Annotated in this window: 11 protein-coding genes; 5 read left to right on the top strand and 6 right to left on the bottom strand. The window is 72.7% G+C overall.

What is annotated here, in order from left to right:
* The first annotated feature begins 106 nt into the window (after positions 1 to 106).
* Positions 107 to 838, top strand: coding sequence for a lysophospholipid acyltransferase family protein (locus AC29IT_RS16600; RefSeq protein ID WP_358441743.1), 732 nt, complete (start codon positions 107 to 109; stop codon positions 836 to 838).
* A gap of 4 nt (positions 839 to 842) precedes the next feature.
* On the opposite strand, the gene AC29IT_RS16595 is transcribed toward AC29IT_RS16600, so the two are convergent.
* Positions 843 to 1,511 carry a P-loop NTPase family protein gene (locus AC29IT_RS16595; protein WP_358441746.1) on the bottom strand — a complete coding sequence of 223 codons (669 nt, stop codon included), beginning with the start codon at positions 1,509 to 1,511 and terminating at the stop codon, positions 843 to 845.
* Between the two features lie 98 nt (positions 1,512 to 1,609).
* Here AC29IT_RS16595 and AC29IT_RS16590 point away from each other — a divergent pair, with 98 nt between their 5' ends.
* A complete protein-coding gene (locus tag AC29IT_RS16590) occupies positions 1,610 to 2,179 on the top strand; it encodes a DUF4232 domain-containing protein (RefSeq protein ID WP_358441748.1) in 570 nt (189 codons plus the stop codon).
* Positions 2,180 to 2,579: 400 nt separating this feature from the next.
* Here the strand turns inward: AC29IT_RS16590 and AC29IT_RS16585 are convergent, their stop codons facing one another.
* A complete protein-coding gene (locus AC29IT_RS16585; protein ID WP_358441751.1) occupies positions 2,580 to 3,869 on the bottom strand; it encodes a glycoside hydrolase family 5 protein in 1,290 nt (429 codons plus the stop codon).
* A 173-nt stretch (positions 3,870 to 4,042) separates the two neighbouring features.
* On the opposite strand from AC29IT_RS16585, the gene AC29IT_RS16580 reads away from it, so the two are divergent.
* Positions 4,043 to 4,765 carry a FadR/GntR family transcriptional regulator gene (locus tag AC29IT_RS16580; protein WP_488219306.1) on the top strand — a complete coding sequence of 241 codons (723 nt, stop codon included), beginning with the start codon at positions 4,043 to 4,045 and terminating at the stop codon, positions 4,763 to 4,765.
* A gap of 302 nt (positions 4,766 to 5,067) precedes the next feature.
* Positions 5,068 to 6,225, top strand: coding sequence for a CynX/NimT family MFS transporter (locus tag AC29IT_RS16575; protein WP_358441757.1), 1,158 nt, complete (start codon positions 5,068 to 5,070; stop codon positions 6,223 to 6,225).
* A 112-nt stretch (positions 6,226 to 6,337) separates the two neighbouring features.
* Here the strand turns inward: AC29IT_RS16575 and AC29IT_RS16570 are convergent, their stop codons facing one another.
* Complete coding sequence (locus AC29IT_RS16570) at positions 6,338 to 6,712, bottom strand: MmcQ/YjbR family DNA-binding protein (protein WP_358441760.1); 375 nt, start codon at positions 6,710 to 6,712, stop codon at positions 6,338 to 6,340.
* A gap of 207 nt (positions 6,713 to 6,919) precedes the next feature.
* On the opposite strand from AC29IT_RS16570, the gene AC29IT_RS16565 reads away from it, so the two are divergent.
* Positions 6,920 to 8,101, top strand: coding sequence for a family 43 glycosylhydrolase (locus tag AC29IT_RS16565; protein WP_358441763.1), 1,182 nt, complete (start codon positions 6,920 to 6,922; stop codon positions 8,099 to 8,101).
* A 10-nt stretch (positions 8,102 to 8,111) separates the two neighbouring features.
* On the opposite strand, the gene AC29IT_RS16560 is transcribed toward AC29IT_RS16565, so the two are convergent.
* The 3 genes from AC29IT_RS16560 to AC29IT_RS16550 all read right to left on the bottom strand — a co-directional run bounded on the left by AC29IT_RS16560 (position 8,112) and on the right by AC29IT_RS16550 (position 10,863).
* A complete protein-coding gene (locus AC29IT_RS16560) occupies positions 8,112 to 8,846 on the bottom strand; it encodes an SDR family NAD(P)-dependent oxidoreductase (protein ID WP_488219305.1) in 735 nt (244 codons plus the stop codon).
* Positions 8,843 to 9,577, bottom strand: a complete 735-nt coding sequence (locus tag AC29IT_RS16555; RefSeq protein WP_358441769.1) for an SDR family NAD(P)-dependent oxidoreductase — start codon at positions 9,575 to 9,577, stop codon at positions 8,843 to 8,845. The genes AC29IT_RS16560 and AC29IT_RS16555 overlap by 4 nt, the downstream gene beginning before the upstream one ends.
* A gap of 182 nt (positions 9,578 to 9,759) precedes the next feature.
* Complete coding sequence (locus AC29IT_RS16550) at positions 9,760 to 10,863, bottom strand: mandelate racemase/muconate lactonizing enzyme family protein (RefSeq protein WP_488219304.1); 1,104 nt, start codon at positions 10,861 to 10,863, stop codon at positions 9,760 to 9,762.
* Positions 10,864 to 10,887: the final 24 nt, after the last annotated feature.

Genomic DNA, 10,887 nt, shown 5'->3' with positions numbered 1-10,887 from the left:
CCGCGCCCGGGCGACGCGCGGGATGCGCGACCGCGCCCCCGCCCCCGGATGTGACGGCGGCCGCACGCGGGCGCGCCCCGAACCTACGCGTGCGTAGCCTGACGCGATGGCCGAGATCGTGTACCCGCCGGTGGTGCTGGCGGCGAAGACCATGTTCCGCGTGCTGGACAACCGCCTGCGCGTGACGGGAACCGAGCACATCCCGCGCACCGGTGGTGCGGTGATCGCCTGCAACCACGTCAGCTACCTGGACTTCATCTTCTGCGGTCTGGGCGCGCAGCCTTCCTCGCGGCTGGTGCGGTTCATGGCCAAGAAGGAGATCTTCGACCACCGGATCGCCGGTCCGCTGATGCGCGGCATGCACCACATCCCGGTGGACCGGTCCGCGGGCCGGGCCTCCTACGACGAGGCGGTCGCGCGGCTGCGCGCCGGCGAGGTCGTGGGCGTGTTCCCGGAGGCGACCATCAGCCGCTCGTTCACGGTGAAGCCGATCAAGTCCGGCGCGGTGCGGATGGCCGCCGACGCGGGCGTGCCGGTCGTGCCGATGGCGCTGTGGGGCACCCAGCGGCTGTGGACGAAGAGCAGGCCGCGCACGCTCACCAAGCGGCACGTCCCGATCCACATCCACGCGGGCGAACCGTTCCACCCGGGCTCGGACGACGACCCCGACGTGCTGAGCGAGGCGCTGCGCGCCCGCATGTCCACGATCCTCGACGACCTCCAGGCGGGCTATCCGGCCCGGCCCGAGGGCGAGGACGACCGCTGGTGGCTCCCGGCGCACCTCGGCGGCACCGCCCCCACCCCGGAGGAAGCGGCCGCGCTCGACGACGACCGGTGACGCGTCAGCGCAGGTCGACGTCGCCGAGCCGGTCGAGGACGTCGGCGCGCAGGTCGTCCAGCGGGCGTTCGCCGGACAGCCGCAGGACGGGCTGGTGCAGCCCGGCCAGCCAGGCCTCGTCCGCGCTGCGACGGCCGGGCACGTCCGTGTCGTCGTACTCGCCCGCCCAGGACAGGAAGTCGTGGTGCGCGGCCTCCAGGCCGCCGCCCGCGTCGACGGCGGCGCCGTAGCGGACGACGTCGCGCCGCCGCAGCCGTTCGAGGCGGACGTCGGTGCGGGCGGTGAGGAACACGACGGCGTCCGCTTCGGCGATCACCTCGTCGCCCCACCCCCGCAGCGTGCCCGACAGGACCCACGAGGGCCGGGGCACGAACATCGATCGCATCAGCGCGACGCGGGCCGCCACCGGACGCTTGTCGGTGTACGGCGGCGAAGTGGGCAGCCACAGGTAGTCGTCGACGTCCGCGTGCGGCACCGCCCAGGCGACGGCCAGCGCACGCCCCAGGGTCGTGCTGCCGACACCGGTCGCCCCCGTCACCAGCACTCGTCGTCCCGGCATCCGCTCGCCCTCCGCTCCCCGACCGGGGCTCTCCGGTCGGCGCACCACGGTAGCCGGGCCGAGATCGGCGGCGCGGCCCGCGCCCGCGACGACGGCGCACGGCTCGTCGATCACCCGGGCTCGTCGATCACCCGGGGCAACCCGGTGCACCCCCGGACGTCCTACCAGCAGCGGGCGGGAGCACCGGGCTCCCGCGAGGAGAGGAGCACGACATGCTGCGGACCACCCTGGGGGCGCTGGCGCTGGCGGGCACGGCGCTGACGATGACGGCGTGCGGAGCCGGAGCTCAAGCGGGCCAGTCGGCGCTGGGCGCCCAGTCCGCCGCCGGGAGCGATGCCGTGCGCACCGCGTCGATCGACACCCCGCGTTGCGGCACCGGTGATCTGGACGCCAGGTTCGGCGGGGTCCTCGACGACGGCTCCGGGCAGCTGCGCATCCAGCTGGAGTACACGAACACCTCCGACCACGAGTGCGTCCTGCGCGGTGCGCCGGGCGTCGACCTCGTCGGGCCGGACGACCCGGTGCACGGGCCCACCTATTCGGTGCCGCGGGTGGACGACGGGGATCCCGGGTACCTGCTGACGGCAGGCGAGCGGGGCATCGCGGAGCTGACGGTGCTCCCGGACCACAGCCCCGAGGCGTGGCGGCCGACCGAGCTGGTCACCATTCCGCCGGGCCAGGAGGACCCGCTGCGGATCCCGTGGTCGCACGACTTCGGCGTGGTGCGCCAGGACGGCGCCACCCACCCGGGCACCTACGTGCACGAGTTCAAGCCGTTCTGATCGGGCGAGCGGGCCGGTGCCGCCAGTAGCGACCCGGCCCGTTCCCCTCCCGCGAGGGGACTCGCGCAGTCCATTGCGGACGAAGGAACGGCCGAGCGATCCACTGCGGACTGATGACCCGGCCGGCCCAGCGCGGGGCGGCGCAAAGCCCACCCGGACCACCGGCACCTACCCGACGGGTTCCCGGACCTGCGCCCCGGATCCTGGTCTCGTCAGCGGCGCAGCCGCTGAGCAGCGGCCACCCGAGCACCCGGCACCGCAGCGGGTTCTCAGCTGGTTCCTCGCGAGGACAGCGATTTCTCCTGTGGCGGAGCCACCGGTGAAATCGATCCCGCCGCGAGGGACCGGCTGAGGTTCCGCCACCGGCGCCCCCGAGCAACAGGAGCGGAAACACGAGACCTCAGCCGTCGGTCAGGTGGTGCCAGGCTTCTGCTCTCCAGTCCCCGTCGTCGACGGAGATCCGGTTCCCGTCCTGGTCCCACTGCACCAGTCCCCACCCGTCGGATTCGCCGCCCTCCTGCCAGCCGACCAGCGGCCAGTAGGCGAAGTTCGCGTGCTCGTCCACCATGAAGTCGGTGAAGTTCGCGAACCACTCGCGCGCCTTGGCGTCCTGCTCGCCGCGGCCGATGCCGAACTCGCTGATCCACAGCGGTGCGGTGTAGGGCTTGCCGTCCTCGGTGACGAAGAACGCCTGCCTGCGCAGCACGTCGTAGAGCTCCTCGCGCGACATGTCCTGGTAGCGCGGGTCGTGCGTCTCGCCGGTGCCGGTGGCGCCGCTGTGGTTCGGGCCGGTGTAGCCGTAGAAGTGCGCCGAGTAGACGAGCTTGCCGGGCTTCGCCAGCTCGTGCGACAGCTCGCGCACCGGTTCCAGCGTGGGCCGCTCGTGCGGCAGGCCGTCGACGGGCAGCCCGGTCCAGTTGATGCCTTCGATGATGATGAGCAGGTTCGGATTGGCCTCGTCGAGGATGCGGTCCCCGGCGCGCTGCGAGGCGGCGAACCAGTCGTGCTCGTCGCCGAGGCCCCAGTTCGGGTCGTCGAAGACGTCGCGGCGCACCTCGTTGTAGAGGTCGGCGCCGACCACCCGCTCGTTGTCCGCGTAGCGCGCGGCCATGAACGCCCAGTCGTCCTCCCACTCCTGGTCGCTCTGGCTGCTGTTCCAGCGCTCGTTGCCGTCGACGCCGCAGCACCAGCGGGAGGTGTTGGTGTGGTTGTTGAGGATCACGGCGAGCCCGCCGTCGGTGAGCGCCTGCACGGCCGCGTCGTAGATCTCCAGCCGCGTCTTGCCGCGCAGCTCCGGGTTCGCGGCGACCGCGTCGTCGGGCACGGTGGCCGCGTCGTCGATCATGTCGTTGGAGAACGGCAGCCGGATGCTGTTGATGCCGAGTTCGTGGAAGCTGCCGACGATGTCGTCCATCGACGCCCGGTCCAGGCCGAGCGGGATGCCGTGCGAGTCCTCGCCGTCGTGGTGGTTGGCGGGATCGCCGATGTCCCCGCTGCCGTTCCAGGTTCCGCTGGCGCCGTGCCAGTTCCCGGACTTCAGCTGGAAGTCGTTGCCATCCGCGTCGACGATGCGGCTGCCCTCGGTGTGCAGCGGCCCCGTCCAGGAGGCGTCGTCCCGTTCGGACGCGGCTGAGGTGGCGGGTGCCAGCAGCGACGCTGCCAGCACGGCGATGAGCACTCTGGTGATCACGCGAGCATCTCCACTGGTCGACTCCCCGAAAGTCGGTCGATCCGAAGATCGACGGCGGCCGACTCATCCTCGCAGCGATCACCGCGCCCGGATGATCTGGGAAATCCACGGTTTTCCCGTTCGCGGTGGCGCCGCGGACGAGCCGGCCGGGGCAGATGTCATACAGTTGCGGCATGTCCTTCCGCCCCGCCTCGCGCCACGTTCCGATGTCGGTGCAGATCGGTGACCAGGTGCGGAAGCGGATCACCTCGGGCGAGTGGCCGGTCGGCACGCGGCTGCCGGGCGAGCACGACCTGGTGGCGGCGTTCGGCGCCAGCCGCGCCACGGTGCGCGAGGCGCTGCGCGGCCTGGTGCACGCCGGGCTGCTCGAAGCGCGCCCCGGGGACGGCACCTACGTGCGGTCCGCCAGCGAGCTCGACGCGGCGCTGCGGCGGCAGATCTCGCCGCGCACCGTCGATTCCGTGTTCGAGGTCCGCGAGGCCCTGGAGATCTACGCCGCGCGGATGGCCGCGGCCCGCGCCACCGACGACGAGATCGGGGAGCTGGCGGGACTGCTCGCCGCCCGGGACGAGGCGACCGACCTGAAGACCCGGCTGGAGCGCGACATCCGGTTCCACGACGCCCTGGTGGCCGCATCGGGCAACCCGCTGCTGCTGGACGTGTACCGCGGGTTGGACCGGGCTTCGACGTACTCCCCCGGTGAGCTGTCCGAGCGCGCGCGCCGCCGGTTCCTCGTCGGCGAGTGGGAGGACGAGGACGAGCACCACGCGCTGATGACCGCGCTGCAGCAGCGGAATCCGGACGCCGCGGCCGAGGCGGCGACCCGTCTGCTGCAGCACGCGCGGGAGGCCTTCGTGCGCGCGGAGAACGACGCGGACACCGCGCATCCCGGGTGACGCACGTCAACTTGGCACCCCGGTACAGATGTCATACATTTGCCGGTGACCGTCGCTCGGCCATCCGAGCGGGGAACACCGCTGGACGCCGGGCGCTCCCGCCCGTGCCCACCGGCCGGACGTGCAGGCCCGCGCGACCGCGCGAGGACCACCGATCCGGTCCCACCCGCGACGATCACGCGCACCGCTCGCGCCCGCACCGAGATCCACGCTCCACGAAAGCTGCCGACGTGAACCCCACCAGCACGGCCGAACACGCATCGAACACCACCGGATCGCACCGTCCACTGAGGACCGGACTGGTGCTGGTGGGCATCCTGCTGACCGGGGCGAACCTGCGCGCCGGCCTCACCGTCGTCGGCCCGCTCGTCGGGGACGTCCGCGCCGACCTGGGCCTGTCGTCCGCGGTGGCGTCCGCGCTGGTGAGCCTGCCGCTGCTGTGCTTCGCGCTGTTCTCCCCCATCGCCCCGCCGCTGGCGGCCCGGCTCGGCCTCGAACGCACCCTCGGTGGCGCGCTGGCGGTCCTGGCCGTCGGCATCGTCGTCCGCTCCGCACCGTGGCTCCCCGCGCTGTGGATCGGCACGCTCGCCCTCGGCTTCGCCATCGCGCTCATCAACGTGCTGCTGCCCGCGCTGATCAAGCGCGACTTCCCGCAGGACGGCGGGCGGGTCACCGGGGCCTACTCGGCGACGCAGTCCGCGTTCGCGGCGCTCGCGTCCGGCGTCGCCGTGCCGCTCGCCGGGGTCTCGGACTCCGGTTGGCGCGTCTCGTTCGGGATCTGGGCGGGCCTCGCGCTGATCGGCTTCGCCGTGTTCAGCCCGCAGCTGCGCCGCGCCACCCGGCCCCGGCACGACGTCGCCGCGGCCGTCGACCCGCACCCCGAGCAGTACCGCTCGCCGTGGAAGTCCGGACTCGCCTGGATGATCACCGTGTCGATGGGCACCCAGAGCGCGCTGTACTACTGCATCATCACCTGGTGGCCGGAGATCGAGGCCGCGCACGGCACCGCACCCGCGACCGCGGGCCTGCACCTGAGCGTCCTGCAGTTCTTCGGCATCGCGGGGAACCTCGCCACCGCGGCCATCATCCACCGGTGGGCCCGCGACCAGCGCGGCCTGATCGCCGGACTCGTGCTGATCAACGTCGTCGGCCTCGGCGGCATGGTGCTCGTCCCGGCGCTGGCGCTGGTCTGGAGCATCCTGCTCGGCCTCAGCGGCGGCGGCATGATCGTGTTCTCCCTGTCGGTGTTCGGCCTCCGCACCCGCCACCACGGGCAGGCCGCGGCGCTGTCCGGCATGGCGCAGTCCTTCGGCTACCTGCTGGCGGCGTTCGGCCCCACCGCGCTCGGCACCGTGCACGACCTCAGCGGCAGCTGGACCGCACCGCTGCTGGTCCTCCTCGGCCTCCAGGCCGTGCAGCTGATCACCGCCTGGGCCGCAGCGAGCCCCCGCCACCTCTGATCACCGGGACGACCGGCCGACCGGTCCGGTCGAGCGGGCCGTCCACCCGGTGAGAACGCGGATCGGCGATGCGCGCGATCCGGCGCAGGACGTGGCAGGGCGCGGCGACCGCTCACCCCTGGCGGAGCTTCAGCCAGTCGAGTTCTTGCTGTTCCCGCTTGGGCAGGCCCGCGACGACGAGGTCGTAGGAGTCCTCGATCATGTCGCGGACGTGGTGGTCCGGGACGGTGGCGTTGACGACGACCGTGTTCCAGTGGCGCTTGTTCAGGTGGTAGCCGGGCAGCACGGCGTCCGGATGGCTGGTGCGCAGGTACACCGCCAGGTCCGGTTCGCACTTGAGGCTCACCCGCAGCGGGTCGGCGTCGAGGCGGCTGATCGCGAAGAGCTTCCCGGCGACCTTGAACACGCTGTTGCTCTCGTCGAACGGGAACTCCTCCCGCGCACCGGGCATCGCCAGGCACGCGGACTTCAGCTCGTGGGGCGTCACGACCTCCACCGTAGGCGCGAGCACCGACAGCGCGACCCGTCCGCCCGGCCGCGGCTCACCGGAGCACGGTTCCCGCGGCCCGCCGGGTGCCCCGGCCTCGACCCGCCACCGCACCGGTAGGAGCAGCGCGGGGCGCACCCGCCGGAACCACTTGCGCCGCGGCGGTAACGTCGATCTCGGGGAGTGCCACCGAGCGCGGGAGGATCGATGTCCGAGCAGGTCCGGGAACATCCGCCGAACTGGCCGGAGCCGCAGCACTACGGGACCGCGGACGTGCGGGAGGACCTGTGGCCGCGGGACGACAACTCCCGGGTGCTGGACCTGGAGCTGCGCCCCCGGGACGAGGAGCTCGGGCGGGTGTGGATCCGGGACACCTACGTCAACCACTTCGTCGTCGACGGGCGTTCGATCTACGTCGCCACCGGCACCACGCGGGCTCCGGAGCTCACCGGTGCGGGACCGTGGAACGACGGGATCTTCGCGTGGACCGCGGAATCGCTGGACGGGCCGTGGGAACTCGTCGACACCACGGGAATCCGGCCGGACGCGGAGCGCGGCAAGCTGTGGTCGCCGGAGTTCGCCGCCGAGAACGCGCCGGGCCGCACCGTCGTCGCCCCGTGGCAGGAGTACCACGGCGGGGAGGACCGGCGCGGCGACGTGTGGGCTCCGGAACTGCACTTCTTCCGCGGGACCTGGTACGTCGTCGCGTGCATGGGCGACCACTCGCGCAAGGTCGGCTCGTTCCTGCTCAAGAGCGAAGGCGGCCTCGCCGGTCCGTACCGGGTGGCCGAGGGGAACCTGGTGAAGCCGTTCGGCGACCTGGTGGGCGACGCACCGGACGGCGTCGATCCTTCGGTGTACCACCACATCGACGGCGGCCTGCACACCGAAGGCGACCGGGCGTGGCTGGTGCTGCACAACCACCTGTACTCGGAGTTCCGGGACGACATGGAGGACCTCGTGCACACCACGGACCTCCCGCGGTTCCGGCAGCGGCCCTACGATCCGGAGCCGTACCTCGAAGGCGCCTACGTGCACCGGCACGAAGGCAAGTACTACCTGGTGCACGCCGCCTGGAACCGGGACGCGGGCGACGGGCGCCACGCCTACGACTCCGGCGGCGACCGGTACCAGTACGACGCGATCATCGCGGTCGCGGACTCCTTCGCGGGCCCGTACTCGAAGCGCTGGACCGCCGGTGTCGGCGCCGGGCACAACAACCTGTTCACCGATGCCGACGGGCGGCTGTGGGCGACGTTCTTCCGCAACCCGGCCGCGGGCTACTGGGCCGACGAGTCCCGGGTCGGCGACGCCGCGGTGGCCGGTGTGGTGCGGATGGAGTGGACCGGGCCGGACGGCGAACGGATCTACGCGCGCCGCCGGGGGTGACCGGGCCGGGTCACGGCAGGCTCAGCTTCGCCATCCGCCCACCGTCCACCGCGTACACGTTGCCGGTGATGAAACCGGCTTCGTCCGCGGCGAGGAACGCGACGAGCGCGGCGACCTCGGTCGGATCGCCGGTGCGGCCGACCGGGTGGATGCGCCCGATGTTCCGGCGGAACGCTGCGGGATCCGCGGTGGCCGCGATGAATTCCAGGTTGAGGTCGGTGTCGATCCAGCCCGGCGCGACCGCGTTGCACCGGATGCCCTCCGGGCCGTGGTCGACGGCGACGGCGCGGGTCAGCCCGTGCAGCCCGGCCTTCGTCGCGCAGTAAGCGGCGTGCCCGGGGTTCGCGCCGAGGCCCTCGATGGAGCCGACGTTGACGATGTTCCCGCGCGTCGCCCGCAAGTGCGGCAGCGCTGCGCGGATCAGCAGGAACGGGGCCGTCAGGTTCACGGTGAGGGTGCGCTGCCAGTCGTCGAGCGACATCGCCTCCACCGCCGCTTCCTGCATCATCCCCGCGTTGTTCACCAGGACGTCCAGCCGCCCGGCGCGGTCCACGACGTCGCCGACGATCCGGGCCGGGGCGTCGGGGTCGGCGAGGTCCGAGGGGATCGCGTGGAACTCGTCGTCCGCGCCGCGTTGCGCGGTGAACACGGTGGCGCCCTCGTCGCGCAGGCGCCGGGCGATCGCCCGGCCGATGCCCGCGCGCCCGCCCGTGACCAGTGCGACCTTGCCGTCGAAGCGCTTCATGCGACCGCCTTCCCGCCGTTGATCTCCACCAGTGCGCCGCACATGTAGCGGGCCTCCTCCGAAGCCAGGAACAGGGCCACGTCCACGATGTCGGCCGGTTCCGCGATGCGCCCGAGCGGCACCGTCCGCCCCAGCTCGGCCACCGCCGTGTCCGGGTCGAAACCGCGCTTCGCGAAGCCGCTGCGCAGCATCGGGGTGTTGACCTCGTTCGGGCAGACCGCGTTCACCCGGATTCCCTGCTCCGCGTGGTCCATGCCCATGCACTGGGTGAGCGAGGCGATCGCCGCCTTCGTCATGCAGTACAGCGCGTGGTTCCGCCCCGGCGCCTTCCCGCCCCAGCAGGACGAGACGTTGACGATCGCGCCGCCGCCACCGGCCGCCAGCAGGGGGATCGCGGACCGGCAGATGCGGAACGGGGCCTCCACGTTCACCCCGACCGACAGCGCCCAGTCGGCGTCGGAGGTCTCCGTGACCGGGCCGCGGCTGATCACGCCCGCGTTGTTCACCAGCACGTCCAGCCCGCCCAGCGCTTCCCGTGCGGCGGGCGCGAGTCCGTCCGCGTAGGCCGGGTCCAGCAGATCACCGGGCAGGTGCGCCTCCGCCTCGATCCCGCGCACGTCCCGGTCCGCCACCGCGACCCGCGCGCCTTCCGCGCGCAACCGCTCCACCAGCACGGCGCCGATGCCACCGGCCGCACCGGTCACGAGCGCCTTCCGTCCGGAGAACCTCATGTCCCACTCCTAGTGATTCGCCGCCTCAGCGGCGGACCTCGTCCTCGTTCCGATCAGCGGCGGAACCGCTGAGCACACCACCACGACACCGGCGCCACCGCCGGCCGCTTCCGCGCGAGGGCCGCGATTTCTCCGGTGGAGCCCGTGGAATCGACCCACCCCGGGCTACCGGAGCGGGCGGTTCAGAAGCTCGCGACCGGGTCGCCGAACAGGTCCCGGTCCGGCGTGACGCCGAGCCCGGGTCCTTCCGGCAGCGCGATGTGCCCGCCCTCGATGCGGATGCCGCCCGCGGGGTCGTAGTGCCCCTCGATGTAGGGGGCCGCGATCCACGCGCCCTCGTTCAGGTCCGGCCGGACGGTGGCGCCCAGCTGCACGCAGGCGGCGGCGATCACGTCACCGCCCCACGCGTCGTCGCTGGTGTGCGGCAGGTGCCGCGCCGCGCACAGGTCGCGGAACGCGCGCATCGGCGCGAGCCCGCCGATGCGGGTCACCTTCATGCCGAAACCGTCCACCAGCCCGGTCCCGGCCGCGGAGATCACCGCGTTCAGGCTGACGCCGGACTCGTCCAGGTAGATCGGGTGCTGCACCTGCGGCCGGATGCGCGCGACCTCGTCGACCGTGTCGCAGGGTTGTTCCAGCACGAGGGGGATGTCGGCGCACTCGCGGCTGAGCCGCAGCACGTCGCGCGTGTTCCAGCCGCGGTTGCCGTCCGCGGCCAGGCGCACGCCCGAACCGCGGACGACCTCCCAGACCTTGCGCACCGCCTCGATGTCGACGTCGACGGGACGGCCACCGAGCTTCACCTGCAACCGCGGATAGCCTTCGGCGACCCGTTCCGCCGCGATCCGCGCGACCTCGTCCGGTTCGCCCACGCCCGCCGAGTAGTAGGTGGGCACCCGCTGCACCGCTCCGCCGCCGAGGAGTTCGGCGACGCGCACGCCGAGCCGCTTCCCGATCAGGTCGTGCGCGGCGATGTCGATCGCCGCCTTCGCGTAGTGGTGCCCGTTGAGCAGCCCGTCCATCGTGCGGTGCAGCGCCACCGGCCACGGTTCCGCGCCGATCAGCCCGGGCGCCAGCTGGATCAGCGCGGCGCGGGCGCCACCGGCGTGCGCTTCGGCGTAGGTCGGCCCGACCGGGCAGGTCTCGCCCCACCCCTCGGTGCCGTCTTCGGCGACGAGACGCACCAGCGTGGTCTCCAGCGACCACACGGTGCCGCTGGCCATGACCCGCGGCGGGTTCCGCACCGGCAGGTCGTGGGTGTAGACGTGCACTTCGCGAATCTTCACGCGGGACTCCGATCCGGTTCGGCG

This window comes from Saccharopolyspora sp. MMCC62, assembly GCF_057736575.1.
The sequence above is the reverse complement of the archived record's forward strand: the minus strand, read 5'-3'. Positions and strand labels throughout refer to the sequence as shown.

Coding starts and splice junctions, on each gene's coding strand:
- AC29IT_RS16600 (WP_358441743.1), top strand. CDS start 107: ATGGCCGAGATCGTGTACCCGCCGGTGGTGCTGGCGGCGAAGACCATG.
- AC29IT_RS16590 (WP_358441748.1), top strand. CDS start 1,610: ATGCTGCGGACCACCCTGGGGGCGCTGGCGCTGGCGGGCACGGCGCTG.
- AC29IT_RS16580 (WP_488219306.1), top strand. CDS start 4,043: ATGTCCTTCCGCCCCGCCTCGCGCCACGTTCCGATGTCGGTGCAGATC.
- AC29IT_RS16565 (WP_358441763.1), top strand. CDS start 6,920: ATGTCCGAGCAGGTCCGGGAACATCCGCCGAACTGGCCGGAGCCGCAG.
- AC29IT_RS16560 (WP_488219305.1), bottom strand. CDS start 8,846: ATGAAGCGCTTCGACGGCAAGGTCGCACTGGTCACGGGCGGGCGCGCG.
- AC29IT_RS16555 (WP_358441769.1), bottom strand. CDS start 9,577: ATGAGGTTCTCCGGACGGAAGGCGCTCGTGACCGGTGCGGCCGGTGGC.